Origin of the sequence: Paenibacillus beijingensis (assembly GCF_000961095.1) — a bacterium.
GTDB classification, from domain to species: Bacteria; Bacillota; Bacilli; order Paenibacillales; family Paenibacillaceae; genus Paenibacillus_O; species Paenibacillus_O beijingensis.
The window spans coordinates 5115847-5140518 of the sequence record NZ_CP011058.1; the positions used below are offsets into that span (position 1 = coordinate 5115847).

Annotated in this window: 21 protein-coding genes and 1 riboswitch; of the genes, 3 read left to right on the forward strand and 18 right to left on the reverse strand. The window is 52.6% G+C overall.

The window, feature by feature from the left end; genetic code table 11:
- Nucleotides 1-8: 8 nt before the first annotated feature.
- Genes VN24_RS23100 through VN24_RS23110 form a run of 3 tightly spaced genes read right to left on the reverse strand, consistent with a single transcriptional unit; the run spans nt 9 to nt 4603 of the window.
- Nucleotides 9-1763, reverse strand: coding sequence for a sensor histidine kinase (locus VN24_RS23100; protein ID WP_045672342.1), 1755 nt, complete (start codon nt 1761-1763; stop codon nt 9-11).
- Entirely contained in the window at nt 1760-3400 is a 1641-nt protein-coding gene (locus VN24_RS23105) for a response regulator (protein ID WP_045672343.1), read from the reverse strand. The genes VN24_RS23100 and VN24_RS23105 overlap by 4 nt, the downstream gene beginning before the upstream one ends.
- Before the next feature lie 57 nt (nt 3401-3457).
- Nucleotides 3458-4603: a glycerate kinase gene (locus VN24_RS23110; RefSeq protein WP_045672344.1), complete on the reverse strand. Its 1146-nt coding sequence runs from the start codon at nt 4601-4603 to the stop codon at nt 3458-3460.
- Nucleotides 4604-4929: 326 nt separating this feature from the next.
- Here VN24_RS23110 and VN24_RS23115 point away from each other — a divergent pair, with 326 nt between their 5' ends.
- Nucleotides 4930-5277, forward strand: coding sequence for a hypothetical protein (locus VN24_RS23115; RefSeq protein WP_045672345.1), 348 nt, complete (start codon nt 4930-4932; stop codon nt 5275-5277).
- 137 nt (nt 5278-5414) lie between these two features.
- Here the strand turns inward: VN24_RS23115 and VN24_RS23120 are convergent, their stop codons facing one another.
- Entirely contained in the window at nt 5415-6602 is a 1188-nt protein-coding gene (locus tag VN24_RS23120) for a cytochrome P450 (RefSeq protein WP_045672346.1), read from the reverse strand.
- Between the two features lie 626 nt (nt 6603-7228).
- Between VN24_RS23120 and VN24_RS23130 the strand changes: the two genes are divergently transcribed.
- A complete protein-coding gene (locus tag VN24_RS23130; protein ID WP_045672348.1) occupies nt 7229-7786 on the forward strand; it encodes a nitroreductase family protein in 558 nt (185 codons plus the stop codon).
- Between the two features lie 87 nt (nt 7787-7873).
- On the opposite strand, the gene VN24_RS23135 is transcribed toward VN24_RS23130, so the two are convergent.
- The 14 genes from VN24_RS23135 to VN24_RS23200 all read right to left on the reverse strand — a co-directional run bounded on the left by VN24_RS23135 (nt 7874) and on the right by VN24_RS23200 (nt 23687).
- The gene (locus VN24_RS23135; RefSeq protein ID WP_045672349.1) at nt 7874-9379 is read right to left on the reverse strand and encodes a cobyrinic acid a,c-diamide synthase CobB; all 1506 of its coding nucleotides are present in this window, start codon (nt 9377-9379) and stop codon (nt 7874-7876) included.
- On the reverse strand, nt 9376-10479 hold the full coding sequence (locus VN24_RS23140) for a cobalt-precorrin 5A hydrolase (RefSeq protein ID WP_045672350.1): 1104 nt from the start codon (nt 10477-10479) through the stop codon (nt 9376-9378). Before VN24_RS23140 ends, VN24_RS23135 begins: the two co-directional genes overlap by 4 nt.
- Nucleotides 10472-11266, reverse strand: coding sequence for a precorrin-4 C(11)-methyltransferase (cobM, locus tag VN24_RS23145; protein ID WP_045672351.1), 795 nt, complete (start codon nt 11264-11266; stop codon nt 10472-10474). Before cobM ends, VN24_RS23140 begins: the two co-directional genes overlap by 8 nt.
- Complete coding sequence (gene cobI / locus VN24_RS23150; RefSeq protein ID WP_045672352.1) at nt 11263-11982, reverse strand: precorrin-2 C(20)-methyltransferase; 720 nt, start codon at nt 11980-11982, stop codon at nt 11263-11265. The genes cobM and cobI overlap by 4 nt, the downstream gene beginning before the upstream one ends.
- Entirely contained in the window at nt 11979-13238 is a 1260-nt protein-coding gene (locus VN24_RS23155) for a bifunctional cobalt-precorrin-7 (C(5))-methyltransferase/cobalt-precorrin-6B (C(15))-methyltransferase (protein ID WP_045672353.1), read from the reverse strand. The genes cobI and VN24_RS23155 overlap by 4 nt, the downstream gene beginning before the upstream one ends.
- Nucleotides 13231-14343, reverse strand: a complete 1113-nt coding sequence (locus VN24_RS23160; RefSeq protein WP_082084080.1) for a cobalt-precorrin-5B (C(1))-methyltransferase — start codon at nt 14341-14343, stop codon at nt 13231-13233. Before VN24_RS23160 ends, VN24_RS23155 begins: the two co-directional genes overlap by 8 nt.
- Before the next feature lie 23 nt (nt 14344-14366).
- Nucleotides 14367-15017, reverse strand: coding sequence for a precorrin-8X methylmutase (locus VN24_RS23165; protein WP_045672354.1), 651 nt, complete (start codon nt 15015-15017; stop codon nt 14367-14369).
- 35 nt (nt 15018-15052) lie between these two features.
- Nucleotides 15053-15820, reverse strand: a complete 768-nt coding sequence (gene cobK / locus VN24_RS23170; RefSeq protein ID WP_045672355.1) for a precorrin-6A reductase — start codon at nt 15818-15820, stop codon at nt 15053-15055.
- Nucleotides 15821-15867: 47 nt separating this feature from the next.
- The gene (locus VN24_RS23175) at nt 15868-16809 is read right to left on the reverse strand and encodes a sirohydrochlorin chelatase (protein WP_045672356.1); all 942 of its coding nucleotides are present in this window, start codon (nt 16807-16809) and stop codon (nt 15868-15870) included.
- Nucleotides 16810-16824: 15 nt separating this feature from the next.
- The gene (cobJ, locus tag VN24_RS23180) at nt 16825-18504 is read right to left on the reverse strand and encodes a precorrin-3B C(17)-methyltransferase (RefSeq protein ID WP_045672357.1); all 1680 of its coding nucleotides are present in this window, start codon (nt 18502-18504) and stop codon (nt 16825-16827) included.
- Between the two features lie 220 nt (nt 18505-18724).
- A riboswitch (cobalamin riboswitch) is annotated at nt 18725-18918 on the reverse strand.
- An 87-nt stretch (nt 18919-19005) separates the two neighbouring features.
- Nucleotides 19006-19548 carry an MFS transporter gene (locus VN24_RS23185; RefSeq protein ID WP_045672358.1) on the reverse strand — a complete coding sequence of 181 codons (543 nt, stop codon included), beginning with the start codon at nt 19546-19548 and terminating at the stop codon, nt 19006-19008.
- A complete protein-coding gene (locus VN24_RS23190; RefSeq protein WP_045672359.1) occupies nt 19548-20987 on the reverse strand; it encodes an FAD-binding oxidoreductase in 1440 nt (479 codons plus the stop codon). Before VN24_RS23190 ends, VN24_RS23185 begins: the two co-directional genes overlap by 1 nt.
- A 328-nt stretch (nt 20988-21315) precedes the next feature.
- Nucleotides 21316-22110: a CPBP family intramembrane glutamic endopeptidase gene (locus tag VN24_RS23195; RefSeq protein WP_045672360.1), complete on the reverse strand. Its 795-nt coding sequence runs from the start codon at nt 22108-22110 to the stop codon at nt 21316-21318.
- 317 nt (nt 22111-22427) lie between these two features.
- Nucleotides 22428-23687 carry a stalk domain-containing protein gene (locus VN24_RS23200; RefSeq protein ID WP_045672361.1) on the reverse strand — a complete coding sequence of 420 codons (1260 nt, stop codon included), beginning with the start codon at nt 23685-23687 and terminating at the stop codon, nt 22428-22430.
- A gap of 437 nt (nt 23688-24124) precedes the next feature.
- On the opposite strand from VN24_RS23200, the gene VN24_RS28745 reads away from it, so the two are divergent.
- Nucleotides 24125-24631, forward strand: a complete 507-nt coding sequence (locus VN24_RS28745) for an RNA-guided endonuclease InsQ/TnpB family protein (protein ID WP_420798584.1) — start codon at nt 24125-24127, stop codon at nt 24629-24631.
- The last annotated feature ends 41 nt before the right edge of the window (nt 24632-24672 follow it).

A 24672-nucleotide genomic window follows, 5' to 3' on the forward strand; every position in this document is an offset into this window, starting at 1 on the left:
CAACTTCCTCACTCCTCTTTCGCCTCGTCCCGGATCAGGGGAATCCGGATCCGCACTGTAGTTCCTTCTTCCGGCTCGCTCTCGAATTCCAGACCGTATGGAAAGCCGTAATAAAGCTGGATCCGGTCGTGCACATTTTTTACCGCAACGCCCGAACCCGGACCGCTCTTCTCCCGACCGTCTCCTTTCAGCAGCTTGGCCGCTTTATCCGGTGCCATGCCGACGCCGTTATCTTCAACCTTAAGCAGCAGCGCTCGATCTTCGACCGCCGCACTGACGCGAATCATCCCCTCTTCCACCATATATTCGATGCCGTGCACGATCGCATTCTCGATCAGCGGCTGAAGCACCAGCTTAAGCGTCAGACACGAAAGCGCCTCTTCATCCGCTTCGATCGAAAACCGGAATTTTTGCTTGAAGCGCATCTGCTGAATCGTCAAGTAATGCCGTGCGTGTTCGAGCTCCTCCTGTACCGTAATGACCGTTTTGCCTTTGCTTAAGCTAATCCTGAACAGCCTGGAGAGCGAGGTGATCATCGTGATTACTTCCTCGTTCCGGCTCATGCCGACCATCCGGACGACGGAGTTGAGGGTGTTGTACAGAAAATGAGGGTTGATCTGCGCCTGCAGCGCTTCGAGCTCATATTTGCGTTTCGATTCCTGTTCCATTACGATTTGGTCCATTAGCCCGCGGATTTTATGGAGCATCATATTAAACCGGCTGGACAGCTGTACAACCTCGAGCGGACCGCGAACGGGAAGCTCGACGTTGAAATCCCCGCGCTCCACCGACTTCATCGTCCGCTCCATCCGGCGGATCGGCCGGCTCAAGGTCGATGCAAGAAGCATGGATACGAGGATGACCAGAATGAGCACGACGGCCAGCACGCGGACCAGATATCGGTTCACTTCTTCGCGGGTCGTCATAATCTCGTCCAAATAAGAGACGCCGACAATTTTCCAGCCGATATTGGCAACCGACTTGACGGTGTTTAAGCGCTTTAATCCTGAATATTCATCGATGTAGCTATCTTGAGTGATGAGCGCCTGTTCGACGTTCTCGCTTTTCAGTCCCATATAAATCAGCTGCTGCTGGGGATGGTAAACGATATTGCCGGCTCCTTCGTCAATAATGTAGACGTATCCCTTTTGTCCGAGACTGACCCGGCTGCACAGCAGCTCAATCTGCTTGAAGTTAATGTCGACGAGCAGAATGACATGCATCTCCTTGCCGCCCCGGTAAACTGTAATTCCTTTGCTCATCGAAACGACCCACTTATAAGTTCCTTTGTACATATTTTGAATATGGGGAAAAGAGAAGCTTAAATGATCCGGTACCCGTATTGCGGAATGAAACCAGCTTTGCCGGGTTATGTGAGCGCTTTCCCGGACGGGGGCGGCGGGCCGGTTTTCCAGCAGCGTCCCCCGGTCGTCAAATAATGCGATCGATACGATATCATCGCGGCTGCTCAGGAGCGTGTCCAGCTGCTTCTTTACTTGCTCGTCATCCCACTCCCCGTCCGCCAGCATATTGTCTTCAATGGCGCGGTACAGGCTTGACATGCTGCGGACGTAGTCTTCAAGACTGAAGCTGACCTGATTGACGATTTGGCGGGTGCTTAAATAAGCGCTTCTCTCCGCCGTCCGGGAAAACTTGTCGTGCAGCAGCACCGCCACAATGGTCAAGACGAGCACGATGAAGATCGAAAACGACCATGTCATAATCGATTGAATGCTGCTCAGACCTCTGTTCAACCGTCTCATCTTCCCACCGTCATGCCGCTTTGGGTGCGGTATTCCTTGGGTGAGACGCCGATCTGTTTTTTGAAGCAATAACTGAAGTAATTCGGTTCGGTGAAGCCGACACGCTCCGCAATCTCAAACGCTTTCAGATCCGTCGTCCGCAGCAGCTCTTTGGCCGCTTCCATTCGGATTTGCATCAAATACTGGACAAAGGTCATCTTCACTTCTTTCTTGAAGATCCCGCAAAAATAGCCCTGACTGATATGAAGCAGCGAGATCAGCTTCTGGATTGAAATGTCCGGGTCACCGTAGTTTTGCTGGATGTAGGCAACGGCCTGCTCCACGATGTCCTTGTAATTGTGCTGCCGCTTGCTTGCGATTCGGTTCATCAGCATCATGCATCGTTCATGAAACCAAAGCTGCGCCTGCGGCAGACCGGAAAACTTGAACATTTCGGCATAAAAGGGGAACCCGGGACCGAATATCTCATCCGTATTGACATCCGCAGCTTCCGCGGTCTTCAAGACGGAAGTCATCACCTCGATCAGATACAGCTGAATATCGCTGTAAGCGTGATCGCCGCTAATTTCCCGAAAAATCGTATCGATAATCTCACGCAGTTCCTCAGCTGTACCGACTTTCAGACAGCGGACCAAGGACCGCTCCTTTAGCTCGTCGAAGCGAAGCTTCTGTGCTTGTCCACGCTCTACATCCTCGATAAAAATAAGGTTTCCCGCCCCCGGTACAAGCCTGTAATCGAGGGCAAGAAGCGCATCCTCGTAAGAAACCTTCAAATCGCTAATGCAGGAGACGATCGAACCGGCGCCGATTGTAACCGGCACCCTCAGGTAATGCTCGATATTACGGAGGACGCTTTCGAGCGCCTGCTGGGTTTGCCAAAGCCAAGCCTCCCTTCCGTCTCGATTCACCGAAAGCAGCACAACGTAATCCTGGTGAAGAAATACGTACCCTAGCCCGAGGCGCCCCCATATTTCCTCCGCAATGTTCATCACCGCGAACAGCTTCAAATCCAAATCCTCCGAGCTTCGCAGTGAATACGCAGGAGCCGCTTCATCCGGCTGAACCATGGCATGGAGCGAGATCAGCGACACCCAGCCGCCGCTTCCGGACAGCGAAAGTCCGTAGCCGGCCGCCCTTGCATCGACTGCGGCGCGGGACTGCTTGCGGTACAACAGCGAAGCCAGAAATGTAGCCTGGAGCAGTGGAAGACTGGTATGAAAATGTTCCTTAAGCTGCTTCACGTCCTCACGCTCAGCCCGCTCACGGTCCATTTTGCCCCGCAGCTTGCATAGCAGTTCGTTCAGACTAGCCGCTGAAAACGGCTTCAGTAAATAATCGTCCACACTAAGACGGACCGCCTGACGGGCATAATCAAATTCATCGTAACCGGTCAAAATAACAATTTTTACGAGCGGGTATCGTTCACGAAGCCACTCCGCAAGCTTTAACCCATCCATGAACGGCATGCTGATATCCGTAACGACCGCATCCGGCTCCAGACGCTCGGCAAGCTCCGTCGCCTCCTGTCCGTTCTCGGCCGTCCCGACGACGGTAAAGCCGCAGGCGGTCCAATCGATCTCCTGCAGCAGCCCGTCGCGTACGTCCGGCTCATCATCGGCCAATAGCACTCTGTACATGGCTGGCCCTCCTTCAAGTACTTGATTCGTTCGGCACGTAGATGATGCTGAGTATCGTCAACCGCTACCTTTATTAGTTACAAATCCGCGCAGCAGCCGGGCTATATTGCGGGCTTTGTGATAAAGCAGCCTTTCTGCATTCGAAATGGACATTTCGAGTGATAAAGGTCCGCTGGCGATCGCATGCATGCTGTCAAAATGGTCAAACAGCACCTCCAGCTCGATATTGATTGCCCCGGATAAAAGAATGGTCGGCACGCCGTTTGATTTCGCGAGTCGGGAAAGGTAATAAGGAAGCTTTCCGCGCAGCGACTGTTCGTCCGTATAACCTTCGCCCGTGATCAACCAATCGGCCGCAAGCAGCTTTTCTTCAATTCCCGCCGCCCGAGCGATAAGAGAGGCGCCGGACTCCATCCGAGCGCCGATCGTTAGCAGCGCAAAGCCTAATCCGCCTGCTGCTCCGGCGCCCAAGTTATGTTGAAAGCTTTGCCCCAAATGTTTCTCGACGCATGCGGCAAAAACCGACAATCCGGAATCAAGCTGCTCTACTTGCCTGGGAGAAGCGCCTTTCTGCGGCCCGAAGACGGCGGACGCTCCGCTTTCTCCGCAGAGCGGGTTATCTACATCGCAGGCGACGTGCAGGCGCGAATGCCGGATACGGGGATCCAATCCGGTAAAATCAACGGATCGAATGTCGGAAAGCGAAGCGGCCGTAGGCAGTACGGCGTTCCCTTCACCATCGGAAAAGCCAGCCCCCAAAGCTTGCAGCATACCGAGTCCTCCATCATTGGTGGCGCTTCCACCCAAGCCGATAATAAATTCGCGATAGCCTTTGTCCAGCGCGTGCAGCATCAATTCTCCGACTCCATACGACGTAAATTGAAGCGGGTTACGATCCGTCTCAGGCACCAATTGAAGTCCGACGGCTGCCGCAACCTCGATGACGGCCGTATTCCGATCCCCCAATATGCCGTAGAAACTTGGAATTTCCCGGCATTCAGGACCCTTTGCATTCAGTTCGACTCGTTCTCCGCCAGTCGCATACAGCAGCGCATCAACTGTACCTTCCCCTCCGTCCGCCACAGGAATTACGGCTACACGGGCCTCTTTCCATTCCAGGGCAAACGCCTTTTCGATAATCCTGCCCGCTTCGATCGAAGACAAGCTTCCTTTGAACGAATCGGGAGCGACGATAATGTTCATGCGAACCCCCTTTCGGCTCATGTCATCTCTTTTCCCGTGTCTCGCCGCTAACCAAGCACCCCATGAGGAGTCCAGATACGGCAATGATTTCCAATCTGAAAAACAGCTCCATTTATGCGGCTACTGCCGCTCTAGTGCATACTAGGACAGTAATGGTAGCGCTATCATCGCTATTGTAGACGAATTTATTTTGAGATGTAAAGAGACATCGTCCTGCAACAACGTATCATTTTCCCATCACTCTTTCTTAATAACTGAATAACATTGCATTATATGAGGTGACGGCGCCGCCTTCGTGATACAATCGGGATTGAGGTGAAATGATCATGTATGATGTAGAAATAAATTTGTACGGAGATTGGGTCCGGACGGTGCGGGAAGTGTTTCGGGGATCCGGCAGCCCGCTTCCGGATGATTGGTCGGACGAGCAGGTCGGTCTGGAATATTACTTACAAACCGTCGAAGATGAGGAGCGAGCGGAATTACAAAGAGCCGAGAACGAAGCTCGCATCCGCGGCGTGCAAAATACACTACTCCGCAATTTAGAGGAAGTCATCGTGCCCGATATCCGAGAGCGAACCGGCTACAAAGGCGACCGCTTCCGATTCAAGTGGGTCTACTATCAAGGCGAGCATATCATCGAAGAATGCTCCTCCTACCGAATCCCACTTTAACAGAAACGTGCCTGTTATTCCGTGAGATTGATACTAAAGGCTGCCAATTGGGATTGGCAGCCTTTAACTGTTCCTTTTTTTATTTTACGTAAGGCACCAAGCCGGCGCCCATTGTGCCATTTCTGTCATTTCGGCATTTATTGTACAAACGTAATCGGATAATTTTTTACGCCAAACACGAACGAGCTTGGAATCGGAATCAATGGTTGGTCCGTCTGCAGCTTGATTTCGTTATACCGATCTAGAAGAGCCTGCAACGCTATTTTCCCTTCGAGTCGTGCAAGCGGAGCCCCCAGGCAGAAATGAATACCGAAGCCAAATGACAAATGAGGATTCGGCTTGCGATGCAGATCGAACTTATCGGGATCCGTGAATTTGGACTCATCCCAATTGGCCGCTCCAACCCATATAATGATCTGATCGCCTGCTTGAACGGTTTGAGAGCCTATTTCGGTGTTTTCTGTTGCTATTCGGCCAATCGCCACGATCGGCGGATAATATCGAAGCACTTCTTCAATAAAACTTGGGATTGTTTCTGGCGAAAGGTTAAGCTCGGAATGTATCGACGGCTGTTCCGTCACAATTCGGACTCCGTTCGTAATCAGATTGGTCGTCGTTTCGTTCCCTGCAGCCAGGAGGAGGATACAGAATCCAATAAGGTCTCTCTCGGTGAGCTTTTCCCCATTGATTTCGGCTTTGAGCAATGCTGAGATGAGGTCGTCTTGCGGCTGTTTGGCACGGAGCTCAAGAATGCTTTTGAAATATAGGGTCAGTTCTTGCATTGCGCCCATTCGTTTTTCAGTGATTTTTTGAAATGCTTCGTCCGAGACGTCTTCAGCGCTTTCGACGAGAATATCGGACCAACGCTTAAAATGAGCCCGGTCTTCCTTCGGAGCACCAAGCAGCTCCGAGATGACAATAACAGGCAGAGGAGTGGCAAAATCGCTTACGATGTCCATTTCTTCTCCGGTTACCTGGTCCAGCAATTGTTCAGCAATCGATTGAATTCGCGGAGCCAGCTCTTGAATTGCCTTTGGAGTAAAAGCTTTATTCACCAGATCGCGCAATTGAGTATGTTTGGGGGGATCCATAAACAACAGATTTTGTCCCGCAGCAGCTCCGCGCACAGAAGAGAAAGTTCGCGAATCTTTTAACACACGGTGCACATCGCCATAAGCGAAGACATCCCAACAATTCCTTGTACGATCGTATCGAACAGGAGCTTCCTTTCTCAGTACAGATAATATGTCGAAAGGAAACAACCGCTTTTCAGCAGAATCAAGCTCGGGCATGATCAGCATATTTGCATATTTTTTGTTCTCCATTCTGATCATTCTCCTCCTTGTAAAAGTGGATGATAGACTGGACACAATTCAAAGCATCCTTCCTGCATAACCAATCTTAACAAGAATCGAATGGCCCAGAAAGAGCACATCGACCGATATGGGTACATACACGTTGAGGGCCAGGAGTCCAAATAGTCATGATAGCGAAGCTTTTAGCTTGTCGAATTATGCGAATCGCAAGCCCATCGAACCTCTAAGACAATGTCTTGTTAAAATAATAACGCCTAATCCAACCGGCATGCCCTACCGTTATTTTTTCGTTGCACCCGTGGCTCAATCCGTCCAATGCGAGGCTCCATTTGCTGCGGAGCTCAAATCCGTTCCATTCCCGAATCAGCGTTAACATCATCCATAAACTAAAGGCCGTTAACGAAAATCCGACCAGCATTTCCATACCGGAATCGATCCATCCCGGAAGCTGCTTTTCTATCTCATCTTACATCAAAATTAACTCCTACATTTTTAAAATCAAGAAGCCGTCTTAAGCATAAGGATCCCCGGCTGCATAAAAGCTCTGCGCCAATCCGGCACATCTTTCTTGCTTTGCCGGTTTCGTGTATGATATTGCAGTACATAATCCCAAACGGAAAGGATCGACTTTTATCATGTCTGCTTTTGATGTATTGAAGCAACGCCAAGCTGTACGAAATTATGAACCGCGCGAAGTAGAGGATGACAAAATCGTCCGTCTGCTCGAAGCGGCAACTTGGGCGCCGAACGACCGGCTGCGGGAGCCTTGGCATTTCTACGTCATTCGCGGAGAGGCCAAACAGCGGTATGTTCAGATGGCAACCGAATATTTGCAGGAGCGGTTCCCGACGAAACCCCATCTGGTGAAGGAATCGCTCGCCGTTCTTGAGACGACTCCGCTCGTCATCACGGTAACGGCCGATATCGTTCCCGGGGACGAAGCGTCCTCCGAAGACAACGAGTACGCCGCAGCTTGTGCGATTCACTCCATGTGGCTGGCTGCGAAAGAGCTCGGCCTCGGGCTCGTATGGCGGACGCGCGGCGTCGGACTCGTACGCGACGAGCGGCTGAGCCGATTTATCGGTTCGCCCGAAAACAAAAAAATCATCGGCACGGTGTTTATCGGTTATCCCGCAGCGGAAACACCGGCAACAAACCGGAAACCTTACGATGAAAAAACAACCTGGTTGTAGCGCATTGTGAGAACAAGGAAAATAGCACCGGTTTGCACAATGCGAGATCGCAATGGAGAGCTCGGTTTTACTTAAACGCATTATCCATTACGATTTGCCCCGGGCTCCGCTCTCTTCAGCAGTTCTTCCCTTTCTAACGCGATAAGCGGCACATTGCTCAACAAAGCGGCGGGCAGCGCTCACATTCGATGCGAAATGAACATGGGTGTACCCCGCCGTTAGCGTTGGCAGAGCAAAGCCGTCCTGCGAAACTCCCCGCAGCCCTTTCGTCTCGTAAGCATACGGATATCCGTCCGGATCATCCGGAGTCAGCGCCGAGTAATGGAACTCGTGCCCGCGAATCGTTTCGCCTTCCTGCAGCAGCAAGCCATTGCGCCTAGCTCTAACTTCACGATATCCGAGTGCCGCTAATTTGGACTGCATTTTCACCCGGGCAGGGATCAGTCCAACCATGTCATGAGTTTCCCCCGCTCGGTCGGTGATGGTGCGGGTCAAATACATATAACCCCCGCATTCCGCGAATACCGGCAGTCCGCCTTCCGCCCTTGCTTTCAAATCGTCGCAGGCCCCGCGATTTGCGGCTAACTGCGCGGCAAATTCCTCGGGAAACCCTCCCCCGATATAAACACCGTCCGCTTCGGCCGGCACATATTGTCCGGCAAGCGGGCTAAACAGCGTTACCCGGGCGCCTAATTGCTCGAGCAGCTCCAAATTTTCCGGATAATAAAAGTTAAACGCAGCGTCTTTGGCAACCGCGATCAAAGGACCCGTCTCCGTACTAATGGACATTCGAGGTTGATCCGCGAAAATACCGGATTGATGTGGCTGATACCTGAGTGCGGCGGACTGATGCGGCCGATCCGCAAACAAGCGGCTCTCCGGCCACTGTAGGTCAGGAGCGTCACCGGCAAGTTTAAGAATGGCGTCGAGATCGAAGCTCATCTCCACGTGTTCGGCAGCGCGGCGGTACAGCGGTTCCAATTCGCCGCGTTCGATGGCGGGCACGAGGCCGAGATGCCGCTCGGGCACCCGCAGCTCATCGTCCCGGCCCAGCCAGCCAAGCACCGGAATGCCGCATACTTGTTCGATCGCCGACTTGACGAGTTTGTAATGTCCGCTGCTGCCGCACTTATTAAGAATAACGCCGGCGATGTGCACGTTTTCGGCAAGCTGCTGGAAACCGAGCACGATCGCGGCAGCGCTGCGCGCCATACTTTGCGCGCTTACGACGAGCAGCACGGGACAGTTCAAGAGGGCGGCGATTTCCGCCGACGAGCCGGTATCGGAGAGCGGATCCTTCCCGTCAAACATGCCCATGACACCTTCAATGACCGAAACATCCGCCCCGGCTGAACCGCGCAGAAAGATTTCCTTCATTGTGTCGTGAGGCAGCATCCATGTGTCAAGATTGCGCGACTGTCTGCCGGTCACCGACGTATGATAGGACGGATCGATATAGTCTGGCCCGCACTTGAAGCCCTGCACCTGAAGACCCCGCCGCTGCAGAGCGGCCATCAACCCGATCGTTACCGTCGTTTTGCCGGCGCCGCTTCCCGTCCCGGCAATGAGAAGACGCGCTCTGCGCTCGCTCATGAGCTAACCTCCGCCGTAAAAGGAATACGCGCAATCGAAATTGTCACGTTGCCGCTTTTTCTTTTTTCCAGCAGCCAGCCGTCCGCGCCGCTTGAAAGCCGTGCAGCCGGTTCGCTGACGCCGTATGCACCGGTGTATTTAAATACCGTCTCGGACGGATTGGCGAGCGGCACCGCGTTCAGCTGCTCAGGCGAAAAAGTTTCCAGCCTCCAGTTATACTTGGCGCAGACGTCGAGCAGCCCCTGCTCGTCTTTTTTCAGGTCGATCGTTGCCGCGTTCCTTACGCTCTTCGGCGACAGCTTGAGCTCGTGAAGCGTATCTAGGATCACACGTTCGATTTCCTCCGCCGCCGTTCCCCGGTTGCACCCGATGCCGAGCACGAGCGATTTGGGCCGGTACAATACGCCGTTTCGCAGCAGAGACGCTTCTTCCTCGGCTGTGAGCAGGCGGTCGGTAACGACCAGCGCGGCATCAAAGGATGCGGCCATCGCTTCCCCGGCGCTTGTATAGACGCGGATATGATCGGGCAGCGGCTTCTCATATGTCCACCAGTTGCTCTCTCCCGTTTCCTGCACGACAGCGACCCGTTCCTCGTTAACGACCGATGCGCTCACCGGCGTCGCTTTATCGAAGCTTTCGATCACCCAGCCGAAGCTGCGGCCGAACAAATCCACGGGAATCGTCTGCTGCACATCGGAAGCGGTCGTAATGACCGGGCGCGCGCCGAGAACGGCGGCAACCTGGCGGGTCAGTTCGTTGGCTCCGCCCAAATGGCCGGAAAGCACGCTGATCGCATGCTCCCCCCGGTCGTCCACCACGACGACGGCAGGGTCCTTCTTTTTATCCTCAAGAATCGGCGCAATCATGCGCACGACCGCTCCCAGCGAAATGATGATGATTAGTCCGTTGTACTGTTTAAACAGGTCCGGCAGGATCAGCTTGACCGAGCCTTCAAATAGATGATAGCCTCGCTCTTCTTCATCCCCGCGGGCGAACTTGCTCATGTAATACAGGTCGGTTCCAGGAAAGCGCGTGACGAGACCGCGGGCCATCTCAACCCCGTGCTTCGTAATTGCGACAGCGGCAAAAGGATTACTCATGTGCCGGCACCCCTTTGCGGTATCCGTGCGTAAACGTTTTGTCGTACAGCTTCGAGCGGTGCTCATCCCGGTCCGTCATCGTCGGGTCAAGCGCCTTTCCGGCCAAAATCATCGCATGCATGCGAATGCCCGCTTTGCGCAAATCTTCATCCAGATGCTGCAGCGTCGTTCGGACGATCCGCTGATCCGGCCATGTCGCCCTCTGAACAACCGCTACCGGAGTGTCCTCCGCCCAGCCGGCTGCTAGAAATTCCTTCACAACCTTTTTCGCAAGCGTCGCGCTTAAAAATAATGCAACCGTACAATGGTGAGATGCCAAATCCTTCAGCTTTTCCCTTTCCGGCACCGGCGTTCGGCCTTCGGCGCGGGTCAGGATGACCGTCTGCGTCAAGTCCGGCACGGTAAGCTCAGCCCCAAGCGCTGCCGCCGCCGCAAAAACGGAGCTCACACCAGGCACGATTTCGTATTGGACGTCTGCTTGGCGAAGCAGCACCATCTGCTCCAAAATCGCACCATAGACCGACGGGTCGCCGGTATGAATGCGGGCAACCGACTTGCCTTCCCGGACCGCCGCCGCCATATGCTCCACCATTTGCTCCAGGTCCATGCCTGAGCTTTGCAGCACTTGGGCGTGTTCGCCTGCCCGGGCCACGAGCTCCTCGCTGACCAGCGAATCCGTGTACAGCACAACATCCGCCTGCTGCATAATGCGAAGGCCTTTCACAGTGATCAGATCCGGGTCGCCCGGTCCGGCGCCAACGATGTAAACTTTCGGCTCCAGCTTCATTTTCTCACCACCATCAGCGTCAAATATTCCAGCTCCTGTCCCCGCAGCTCACGCACGTTGCGCCATACGAGCTCTTGCGGCGAAGTCACCTTCGTCACGACGGAGGCATTCCGGACAAGATCCAGCTCTTCCAAGATATCAATCATCATGTCCAACACTTTGGCCACTTTAATAAACACGATCGCGTCATGCTGTTCAATAGCGCGTTTCATTTCCGCACGGTCCGCCGTCGCCGGCACGATCGCCACCTGATCGTCACCGTCCGCCAGCGGCACATTCAGCCGGGCAGCAGCTCCCAGCACCGAGGAAATACCGGGAACCGATCGGATCGGCACCTCCGGGTGAAGCTCCTGCATCAGGCGGGCCATATGGATGAACGTGCTGTACAGGTTCGGATCGCCCTCGGTAACAAACGCGATATCCCGTCCTTCCTGCAGCTGCTGCCAGCATAAGTCAATCGTTTTGTTCCATTCCCTCTCAAGCGTAGCCGGATCCTTCGTCATCGGAAAAACGAGACCGAGCATCTCTTTCTCCGCCGTATTCACGTACATCTCGACAATTTCGAGCGCATACGATTTCGCGCCCATCCTTTTTTTCGGATAAGCGATAACCGGGCATTCCTTCAGCATCCGGAACGCTTTGACTGTAATCAGCTCCGGATCGCCAGGCCCTACGCCTATTCCGTACAGCGTTCCTGTTGTTACGGCCGTTGTCATGATCGCTCCTTTCCTCCTTCTTCCGCCGCTGCGCCGGCTTGCCTGAAGCCGGTGATCACGTAGATCGGGTTCAGCCCCTCAAATCGGGTCATGTCCAAAATCGGCTTGCTCCGCGAGATCTGCACAAGCGCGATGTTTACCGCAAAGATTTGCTCCTTCAGCGCCGACTGGGCCGCAGCCAGCGTCTCAATTGTCGCTGCGTTCACAACGATGCGGCCTCCATCCTTCAGCCGCTGGCAGCAGATGCGGATCAGCTCCCGCAGTTCGCCGCCGCTGCCGCCGATAAATACCGCATCCGGATCGGGCAAGCCATCCAGTCCGTCCGGCGCTTTCGCGTGAATAATCGTCATGTCGGCACGGAATTTGCGCCGGTTATTCTCGATGTTGACGAGATCGCCTTCGTTTTTCTCCAGTGCGAACACTTGTCCGAAGGGCGCCAGTCTCGCGCATTCCACTGCGACCGACCCGGAGCCCGCTCCGATATCCCATACCGTGCTGTCCCGCTTCAGCTTCAGTTCGCCAAGGCTGAGCACGCGCACTTCTTTTTTCGTAATCAGCCCTTTATCCGGCTTGCGCTGGTCAAACTCATAATCTTCGAAGCCGAAACCGGCTCGAATCGCCGGAGCGTCATGCTTGCGCCGCAGCACCACGATATTCAGCGGCGAGAACTCGCCGCCCGCCATGTCGGCAAGCGTCCACCAGCCGTACTTTTCGCCCTCTCCGCCGAGATTCTCCGCCACAAACGCGTCGTATTCATCCATGCCGAACTCGCGCAGGTAGGCGGCAATGGCTGCCGGGCTGTTTACTTCATCGGTAAGCAGGGCGACTTTCGCCTTGCCGTCGATCCGCTGCGCAAGCCCTTTGAGCGGCCGCCCATGCACGCTTTCGAGCACCGCGTCATGCCAGCTTTCACCCATTTTGGCAAAAACGAGCTGCACGGAGCTCAAATGCGGATGAATGGATACGGCACCGCTTCCCGCGCGTTTGGCGATAAATCCGGCGATGCCGTAAAACAGTGGGTCGCCCGAAGCAAGCACAACGACGCGATGACTTTCCTGAAGTCCGATCAGCCGGTCGACGGTTTGGGTCAGCCCTCCTTTCAGCACGATTCGCTCGCTGCCGATGTCAGGAAACAGCGCCAGATGGCGTTCCCCGCCGACGAGCACTTCGGCTTCCTGAATCAGGTTAAGGTACGCCGCGGTTAAGCTTTTCGGCCCGTCGTCTCCAATGCCGATAATATGAATCCGGTTATCCACTCACTTCCGCCTTTCCCAGCACATCGCCCTTCATCGTGACGAGCACCGTCTCTACCGTTATTCCGCCGCCGGCATGTTCCAAAGCATGCCGGCAGGCGTATTCGCTCAATATATTGAAAAATTCGCTGGTCCCAGCCTCCACGACCAGCTCCGCCACATGAGAGGCCGTATTCGCTGCCGCGATCGTCTGCTGCAGCTCCGGTCCCGCACCCGCTTCACCCGCCGCTCGCGCCAGAAACGCAAAGTCGACCGGGGCGCTCTTCGAATGCACCATCATCACGCCCTGAGCCACCTTCGAAAACTTGCCCATCATGCCGACCAGGCAGATCTTGTTCATCCCGAGACGTTTGGCATGCTGCAGCGAGAAACCGACGAAATCGCCCATCTGGATGAACGCTTCTTCGCTAAGCTCCGGGTACATTTTCATCGCGTACTTTTCGCTGCTGCCTCCCGTCGTCAACACCGCCTGTTTGCATCCCGACGCCTTGGCGACCTGCAGCGCCTGAATGACGCTCGCTTTATAAGCCGCGGTGGAAAACGGCACCACAATCCCGCGCGTGCCGAGAATCGAGATGCCGCCGATAATGCCAAGACGCGCGTTCAGCGTTTTTTTGGCGATTTCCTCGCCATCCGGCACCGAAATGACAACCTTCACTCCGCGTGAGCTGCTCACGCCGAATTCGTTCAGCACCGATTCGATCGACTTGGTCAGCATGCGGCGCGGAACCGGATTGATCGCGGCTTCGCCGACCGGCACTGGCAATCCCGGCTTCGTGACCCGTCCGACGCCGACGCCTCCGTCCAGCTCAATGCCGCCCTCTTCCTTCCAGGTTGCAGTCGCCACGATTTTCGCCTTGTGCGTTGCATCCGGATCGTCGCCCGCATCTTTAATCGTCGCGCACTGAGCCATATCCTGCGTAAACTCCGCTTCGATCAGCTCGAATGTGTGCACGAAGCCTGCGGGCAGCCACACCTCCGCTTCGCTGACGGACTGCTGGGTGATCAGCATCGTGAGCGCGCCTTTGGCGGCCGCTGTGGCGCACGCGCCGGTCGTAAAGCCGTGCCTCATGGATTGCGCTCCTTGATCCTCCTGCCGCTCACTCACCGGATCACCTCCCAAACCATCGTTTAGCCGCGTTTATCGGCCATGATCGAAAGCGCGTTCAGCGCAGCCACAACAATCGTGCTGCCGCCTTTGCGGCCGATGTTCGTAATAAAAGGAATATCGAGCTTGCGCAGCTCATCCTTCGATTCCGCCGCCGAAACGAAGCCTACCGGCATGCCGATTACAAGGCTCGGCTTCGCGATGCCTTCTTTGACAAGACGGATCAATTCAAGCAGCGCCGTCGGCGCGTTGCCGATCGCGTAAATGCCGCCTTCGGCGCTGCGAACCGCTTTGCGCATCGAGATAATGGCACGCGTCGTGTTCAGCCGCTTCGCTTCTTCCATTACGTCGGGATCGGAGATATAAACGGCCACATCACCGCCGTATTTGCGGATGCGTTCCTTGCTCGTGCCGACCTGCACCATTTGCACGTCCGCAACGACGGTCTCTCCTCTTCGAATTGCTGCAATGCCGGCCTCGATCGCATCCGGATGGAAAACGAGACTGCGGCCGAGCTCAAAATCCGCCGATGCGTGGATGACACGCTGTACGACCGGATATTGCAGCTCCGTAAACGGATGCTCGCCGAGCTCCTCGGTTATCATGGCGAAGCTTTTATCTTCAATTTCCTGCGGCTGGATCGTCAGCGGCTTAAATTCCGTTCTAAAATCCATAATACCCCTCCTCAAATGGTCATCCAAATCAAAATCTAACCGGTCATCGCCTGCAATTGCGCAAGCACGCCTTCGTAATCCGCAAATACCGTCCCGAATTCAATTTCCGGCCTCGATATTAAAATGACATCGATTCCGAGCCGAAGCGCCGTTTCCACTTTTTCATCGACAGCACCCGTAGTGCCGCTTTCCTTCGTCACCATAACCGTAGTTCCGAATTGGCGATATAAGGCCTCGTTCATTTCCCTTGTAAAAGGCCCTTGAATGGCGATAATATTTTTTTGCTCGATGCCAAGCTCCTCGCACTTCTCCATATTGTCGCGGCGCGGCAGCATCCGGGCGACGAGCCGGATTTCCGGTTCTCCTGCCAAATGCTTCGCAAAGATATGCAGTGTTTTGCTGCCCGTGGTCAGCATGATGGAGCCTTTGCGGCGCTTCGCTTCTAGAGCGGCTTCCTCATATCCCGGCACAACCGTCAACCCGGGATGGTTATCATAGACAAGCGATGCCCGCTCATAGCGGATATACGGAATGCCGGCTTGTCTCGCCGCCTGCATCGCGTTGCGGTGAGCCTCCTCGGCGAACGGATGGCTCGCATCGACAACCGCGCGGAAGCCACCGCTCTTAAGCAGTTCCGTCATTTCTCGGTCGGTCAGGCGACCGATCCGCACGTCCAGCCCCTCATCCTGCAAGCTTTTGGCCGCGCTGTCCGTCACAACCGACGTAAGCAGCCCGGCGCCGCTTTGCCTGATCCGCAGCGCCAGTTCCCGCGCATCGCTCGTTCCGCAAAGCATAAAGATCATCGTTTTTCCTCCTTCAATGTCTGACCGTCCCGTTAAACGAATGTCGGCTATGCGCCTGCCGGAGTTTTATCGGTATGATGATGATCATGCTCGTGGTCATGACCGTGAGCATGATGGTCATGATCGTGATGGTCGTGATCGTGATGGTCGTGATCGTGATGATGGTGGTGGTCTATCTCCGCAGCTGCCTGCAGGCGGTATTTGCACATGTCGCAGTTCATGAATGCGCGGCCTTCGCTCGCCTCCGCCACCCGTTCGATCAGCAGCTCTGCAAGCTCGGGATGGAAGCCAAAATAGTCGGCCAGCACGACTTTACAATCAGGATGCTGTGCGGCAAATTCCGCAACCATCTGTTCAATCCGCTTAATCAGCACACCCGTGAACAAGAAATAAGGGAGCACGTAAATCGTCTTTGCCCCCAGCTGCAGACACCGTTCCAGCCCGTCTTCGAAAGAAGGCTCCGTTACGCCGATAAAGCTGCTTTCCGTCCATTTGACCGGGACCTGCTCCCAGAACAAACGCGCCATTTTATAAAAATCGCTGTTCGCATCGCTGTCGCTGCTACCCCTGCCAAGCAGCAGCACCGCTGTTTGCTGATCGCGGGCACCGCTCTCAAGCCCTTCTATGTACCCCGCCTCAGACAGCCGGGACCTCAAAATGTTTACCACCTTCTGGTGCACGCCGATCGGCCTTCCGTACACGAACTGCACGTCATGATATTTCCGCTTTGCATGGTCGATCGCATCCGGGATATGCAGCTTCGCATGTCCCGCCGCAAACAAAATGATCGGCACGAGCACGACTCTTGTCGCTCCGCGGCTAACGCAGTTCTCAATGCCTTGATTAATGGCCGGTTTGGCGAATTCCAAAAAACACGTTTCGATTAAAAATTGCGGAGCCTTAGTGCGCACCATTTCCGCAAACCGCAGCAGTTCTTCGTTTCCCTCCGGATCCCGGCTGCCATGGCCAACGAGCAAAATTGCTTCCATTTCCATTCCCCCTCATTAATCGCCGCAAACGGCATCTACTGCAACGGGGGGTACGAAATCCCGATGCTCGAATCCTGTAATCATGCCGACGCGCTTGAAAAATTTATGAAACCGCTCGTTCGGATGCCCTTGCTCGGCATATTGCCGGAAAATCCGCTCGACCGTCGGTACAATCTCTTCCGCCGAAATGCCTTCCGCCACCGGCTGCGCCGCATGCGCGTTGCGTCCGATCGTTTTCCCGCCCAGGAATAAGTCGTACGCCCCGCGGCGGTACACGATGCCGATATCCTCAAGTACCGCTCCGTAACAAGCCATTCCGCATCCGTTTAGACCGATCTTGAATTCCTTCGGCGTCTTCAACCCACCGATCAGCCTGTTCAGCTCCTCCGCGACCGGGATCGCTTCGTCTTTTTCCAGGTTGCAAAAATCGCACGCTTTGATCTGCGCCACGTCCCCGATCGGAAACACAAGCAGCTTTTGCGCCTTCAGCCTGGCGACGATATCCGCCGGATCTTCCGTTTCCACCCGGATAATAATTTGATGATGGGGCGTATATTCCATCTCCCCTTTATCGCCTGCAAGCTCTGCGAGCAGCGCCATCTGCCGGGCGCTGAACTTTTTGTTCGCGATGCCTGGCGCAACGCCCACTTCGAAAACGGCGACCTGCCGGCGGGCAGGCGGCTGCGACTTCGCATGGACTGCGTATCCGCCCTGTATGATGCCTTTTGCCTCCAATGCGCCAAGAGCCTCCATCGCCAGCGCAACCGGAGCCTCCGGCACGCTGGTCCGTACCGCCTGCGCCGCCTCGACCACTTCAGGTTCATCCGCCTCTTCTCGCATGTCCTTTTTTTCCTCGCGGGCGTTTAGCGACCATGGCTCCGCCTCCGTGCGCAGTCGCTCATGAGGCTTAAGCGGCTGCTCGTCCGTTTGCAGCGTATATTTACGCTGGTAACCGCGCGGCGTTATCATTAAACCTTGATAAACAGACGTCGTGGAGTTGCCGATGATAACCGTCGTCAGCATCCCGATGTCATGGTCCAGCATGGAGCCGAGCGTCGTTAATATCACCTGCTCGCGGTCACGATAAGCGCTTTTGACGAGACCGACCGGCGTTTCCGGCGAACGGTATTTCAGCAAGATGCGCTGCGTCTCCACAATCTGGCGGGTGCGTCTCCCGCTTCGCGGATTGTACAGCGCAATAATAAAATCAGCGGACGCTGCCGCATCCACCCGCTTTGCGATCGTCTCCCATGGTGTCAAATGATCGCTTAAGCTGATCGTGCACGCATCGTGCATCACAGGTGCTCCAAGAAGCGAAGCACATGAATTAATCGCAGAAATGCCCGGAACAACTTCGACCTCTACGCCCGATGCCGGCTTCCAGCCTTTCTCGATCAGCACCTCGTAGACGAGTCCGGCCATGCCGTATACCCCGGAATCGCCGCTGGAGATGACCGCGACTTTTTTTCCCATCTCTGCCTGACGTACCGCTTCCTGCGCACGGCTAACTTCTTCCGTCATTCCCGTCCGCACAATTTCCTGATCGGTCAAAAGCCCGCGAATGAGATCGACGTAAGTGTTGTAGCCGATAATAACGTCGCTCTCCTCGATCGCCTGCCGCGCCCGCTCCGTAATATGTTCAAATGCTCCAGGCCCAAATCCGATAATGAGCAGCTTGCCCTTTGTTTCAGCCATAACGCTCCCCCTATCCATTACAATCATTTCGCAATCCGCTGCCCTGAACAAACAACACCCTTCTAGGAATGCAACAAAAAAAGCACCCCCATTGGAGATGCCTACGAACAGAACTAGTATAAGGAAATGAACAAGGGGCCTTCCGATCGGCAAACCGATTAACGGCATACCTCACACCCGCAAGTTGCTGCCTTACACCTCCCTATTACGCGTAGGTTCAATGGTGTTGATAGAACAGGCAGGTCTCCTGACTTGCGGATCATAGCTTGTGCTCACAGCCTTCCCATTTCAAACATTGAAACAGTGGCAATAGAGCAGCTCCCCGCTTACAGTGGCGCGACCGTACCGGAATTTCACCGGTTTCCCTATTAAGTCGAATGCTTCCACTCGACACCTGGTTCCATAAAATATGTGCAAATAATTTGAACTATAACATATTGTTCATCATTTCGTCTACTCTATATTTCCTTATCGCTTCGACAGAGTATTCGTTGCAAAGCTTCATTGCCTTGAACCTGTCCGATGCTTCCACACAGCCCACGAGCTAACCGCGTAGAGCAAGGCGCTCGTGTAGAACAGGGCATTGATCGTTAACCAATCGAGCAGGTAACCGCCGATCAGGACGGCAAACCCTGAAGCAACCGACGTCCAGAACTGGTAGTTTGCTAGAACGGGTCCGCGTACCCCGGACTGGCTCCCATCGGCTAGCAGCAGGCGCTCCCCCATTTTTTGCATGGCGCTGCAGGTGCCCATCAGCAGTTGCAGCACGATTACCCAGAAGTAGGAGCCCACCCACGGAAAAGCCAGCATGGCCGCCGTCATTCCTAGCGAGCTCAAGACCAGCACTAGCGGGCCATACCGGTCGAGCCTTGCTCCAAGCCATTGGGATGCAAGTGCCGAACTGATTGTAAATACGGCGAACGCGAGCCCGTACTTCGAGTAGCTGTTTCCGAGATTTTTGAGAAACAACAGGTAATACGGATATATCATACCGGCTGCCAGCGTCACGATGCTTTGGGAGCGGATGAGCCACTTGATCTCCACTACGTTTCGTCCCCTCTATACTGTTCAAAGAAATGGTTCATAAAAAGATGATCCGGATCGTATTCGTCCTTTTTTGCGAAGAAAGCTTTGTTCTCCGGATACGCTGCCCGAAACTGCTCCAAAGTCGGATAGCCGACGTAAGGCAAATAATACGTGCCTTGATGACGGATAACTTCATCAATAATTCGCTGTATCCCTCGCCGGGTCGTGGCCTGTTTCGCATCCGAAAGCGGAACGTTAAAAAGACATACAAGCGCGAACATATCATCTCTTGCATACGACAGCTTCGCTTCCTGATCGCGGTTGACATACCGGACCGTAATGTTCAGCAGATTCAAATGCTCTTGAGTCAGCACCGTCTTCAGATCTTCGACAAAACCGGAGAATTCCCGAATCGGGATAAAATATTCCTGCAGCAAGTCGTTTTTCCCCGCTTCATGATACTCCATGAACTTCGACTCCGAGCGCATCGCATTGTTGCGGCTTAATACGGCATTCTGCTGCTTGGCGAAGTATGCTTTTTGCATCGACCACAGCACTTTTTTGCCCCATTCGAACGAACGGTTCAAGTTAAAGATAAGCTTAGTCGGGATTACCCATTCCTCCCGCGTCTTTAACTGATTATGTTCGTTAAGCGTGATGGTTTGGTCGACGCGGTAGTTGATGGCATACATATCGGAGAGATAACCGTCGGGCGCTACGGAAATACGGGCAATGTGAAGATGGATATCCGGGTCGCCCTGAATAGACTTTTGGAAGTAGTCCGCATATGAATGGACATCCGTTTCTTCTGTCAATACCCGATAAACCTCGTCTTCCGTCAAAGTCAGCGTGACATCCAAAATGATTCCGAACAGCCCGTATCCGCCCAATGCCAGCGGGAATAAATCGGCATTTTCGGTACGGCTGACCTGTCGAATTTGGCCGTCTGCGGTAAGCAGCCGGAACGACTCGACGCTTTTGATCAACGAACCGTTGCGGATATCCCGACCGTGAGCGTTAATGCTGATGGAGCCGCCTACAGTGAAAATGTTTTGCGATTGCATCGTTTTCACGGATAAGCCGTACGGGTTAACGGCATCCTGAACATCCTTCCAGGTCGCCCCTGCCTGCACTCGTACCTTTCTCGCTGCCGGGTCGACGGACAAAATTTTATTAAAAGAAGTCATGTCGACGACAATGCCGTCTTTATAGTAAGTATGGCCGCCTTGGCTGTGCCGCTGTCCTGCGATCGAGACGGTCAATTTCCTTGCCTTTGCTTCATGCAGCAGAGCAATCAGCTGCTTCTCTTCCCTGCCCCTGACGATTTTCTCTACCTTAACCGGATGGAGCCGGCTGTAATCCGTGATTAGAAAAGGATCCTGGTCGGGGGTAGAATGCAGTATATATTGCAACAGGCACAAAGCGGCGAGCAGCATGATGGCGATTCCCTTTTTCATATCGGGTTCTCCATTCATTCGTTCATTGGAATTCAAGTCGCTTCCATCTTAACAAACGGTTAAGTTACTGTCCGCAACCTTCTTTTTCCACTGCCAAAAATCTCCCGCAATATAATCAATATCTTGTCACATCCAATAATCCCCTGTGTTCCTTGAAACAGAAATCAATAGAATGGAGCCGCTTCCTCAGCTTAGAGTAAGCGGCTCGTTGCTGCACTGACGTCATGCAAATATAGAGCAGACGCCCAAACTCCGCGCAGCGTCGGCACATCAAAAGATGATTATGACCGAGGATTCGTACAATTCGCGCGTGTGTCTCTCTTAATCACTAAAAAATAATGCCAATTAATACAAACATGATATTCATCAAGAAATGCATCATAATTGTAGGCAATAAACCTTGAGCCCTTATCGCAACTCCACCCATAATCATGCCGAAAATTGAAAAAAGCGCACAGACTAACCAAGGAATTCCTAATGAGTAATGATAAAAACCAAATCCTACACTCGTAATAATAAGTCCATATTTCTCACCAAAATGGCTTACAATTCTACTAAGTATATACCCTCTCCATAATATTTCTTCCAATATGGAATTGACTACTGAAAACATTACTGCACACATGAGCAATAAAATAAGGTCCGGTTGATTAAAATCAATGACAAAACTAAATGAAATTATAATAATACTTGAAGAAATAATGAGAAATCTCCAAATCGGATCCTTGAACAACCCCTTCCAAATGAAAGGAAAGTAAATCGTGTTACGAAACGACCCAACCGACAGATAATTAATTTCGGTTCTATTCAATTTATTCATGATGAAGAATGGCAGGATAAATCCAATAAGACTCATTCTTGATAAAATCACTCTCCACTCTGTGGACAAGGCAGAATCTAAAACTACCGAACTTAAATAATCTGAAATCCAAAATCCATTTATGTACATCATACATGTGATATAAATATTATGAGTTCGGAATGATTTATTCAAAAAAAGGAGCAAAATAAATATACCTAATAGAACAGCAAGAAGCGATGGAATAACTTGAATTAATATAACAATTGCAATAAAAGGAATACCTAATGCGTGTTTTTGAAAAGATTTAATTGAAGGAAACAATAAATATTCTCCTTAAATAATATTTGTTTGGTAATACGAACGCTTTAACAGATCTTTAATTTTCAGAAGCTTCTCATAGAAATGATAAATTGCCGTTTTTTCATTCGATCTATAATCTATATTTCTATAATCCCTTTCCGGATGATGTCATCCAATTGTGTTTTCATACTTTATGGTATCACCTCCTTTCGAAGGGATCCCACGGCCACCCAAGATTCAATTATCTTTAACTATTGTACCATCATCTACCAATATGATGAAAAGGCAAGGCCCACCATCTTAAATTGGAGATGTTTGTGCCTTGCCTGAAATGTTAATCAATTTAATTTAACAACGCTGTCCGAGATTGCTTTTTGTTCAGCAGCCGTTAACAGCCCAAGACGCCAGAAGGCGACGCCTTTTAAACCGTAACGTTTCGCTAAACCGATCTTCGCGGTGATCGTATTTTCCGTCTCGCTATGTACAGAGACACCAAGTATAAGTTTACTTTTAGGGACACCCAGACCAAGCATCATCCGAACGGCCTCATCGACTTTATCGTTCGGCTCGGGGCCGTCCGGCACATACTCGTAAGCCATAAGAATAAGTTTGTCGGCAATACGCGAAAGCGAAGTGTAGTCGTAGCCCTTATAAGCCCCATTCGGAGGCGGAACGGCAATTGATAACTGGACGCCTTTCGGCAGCTGGTCGTTAAGCAGCTTAACATAGCCGTTCAGCAATTTTTTTTGCTCTTCTGCCCCTTCCTTCCAACCAAGTCCCTCGTAGTCAATGACGACACCTTGAAACCCTTTTTCTTGAACGGTATTAACGATCGAAGTTATCGATGCGTTGCGCAAGGACGTGTCGCTGAGCATCTTCGTCAATTCACGTTTGCTGTCGCCGGAATAGACCATTAAATATGGAGAGGTGTTCCCTATCGCCGTATTCTGCACTATGGATTCTGGAGTAATTTCTCCCGCCGGCTGCGGCCATTTGTATTCTTTCCCGCTTGTCGTCCATACTCCGTCATCATTGATGCGGCTCCAACCGAAAGCGACTTCATTGAACTGAGGGATCAAAGAACGTTGATCGAAAGAAGAAAGCGCATAAAAAGCGAGCAGCTCTATCTTCTTCAGCGGCGACGCAATGACAACGGTACGGTTCAATCCGTCCCAGCTCACCTTTGCGCCGAATTGCTTTCCGAAGAATGCGAGCGGGATAAGAACTCTTCCTCCTTGAAAAATAGGCGGTCCGCTTAGCGCTGCTTTCCGGCCGTTTACGACTGCGGTTTTGCTGCCGATCCTTAACTCCACATCAATCTTATGACCGCTTCCATCCGTTCCTAACGCACGCATGGTTTGATTTGCGGCGTTCCATGTCACATTGATGCCCAGCGCTTCAGCTATGGCCCGAAACGGAACCAAAGTAACACCTTTCTCAATTCTCGGCTCGCTGTCAAATGGAAGAGGTACGTCGTCAAGCAGGATTGATACCGGTTTCGGCTGATTTAACGCACTAGCGCTCCCTTCCCCTATTCCACCAAATGTCAAAAGACCGGCTAATATGAGCATACTTGTGTTCTTCCAATACTTTTTCATTGTTTCTCCCAATCTATAACTAAATTAATATAAATAGAATTATAGCAAAAAAGATGTCGTAAAAACATAGAAAGAGTTTTTTTCTTTGTTTTACAATAAGTGGTATACGAAAGAGAGGTAATTTAAAGATATTCCAAATTTCTTCCACAGCGTTTGCGACATAATTTACTGAATTGCGGGAGATTGGTCACTGAAAAAAAGAGCTCCATCGGTCCAGCAATCGTTTGTCGTTTATAGCGCCGCGAGAGATGAATTAACCGACTGTTTTCATTGATCCTGACCCGTTACTAATAGACATGAATTTAAGAGCCTGGCGGCACTATCCCTTTTACTCAGGAAGATACTGTACTGTATGAAACCTTTATTCAAATGGGAGGAATCTATTCCAAGCGTTATCCTGAGCGAGCGGGATAGTATCCAAAAGATCGCAAACGTAAGTGTTGTTTCGCGGGAGTACCGGCACAAAGCAAATAAGAAAAACCCGGCTTTGGATTTCCCGTAAACCAAAAGGTTCGAGAAATCGGCACACGGCCAAACAAAGGGTAGCCAAAACCCATCAAAAAGTAGCGAGGCAACGAGTAGCGAGGCAACGAAAAGATTTTCTACATAAGCAGTCATACCGCATGGTTCGCGACCATGATCTGATCGCGGTGGAAAACCTGAAAGTCAGAAATAGGGTACGAAATCGCCGTCTGGCCAAAAGTATCTCCTCTGCCGGATGGAGACGGTTCATGACGTACTTAGGTTATAAAGCCGAAAAACAGGGAAAGCGATTCGTCCAAGTGCCCGCCCACGGCACATCGCAGACCTGCCTATGCGGCGCAGATGTTTCGAAATCACTAGCGGTCCGCATCCATGAATGCCGCACATGTGGACTTATTCAAGACCGGGACATCGTCTCGGCCAAGCTCATTTTGCAGAGGGCCTTGGAAATGTCAGCTTGAAAGACCGAACACCGTAGGGAGGGTTTGCCCCGAACGGGATG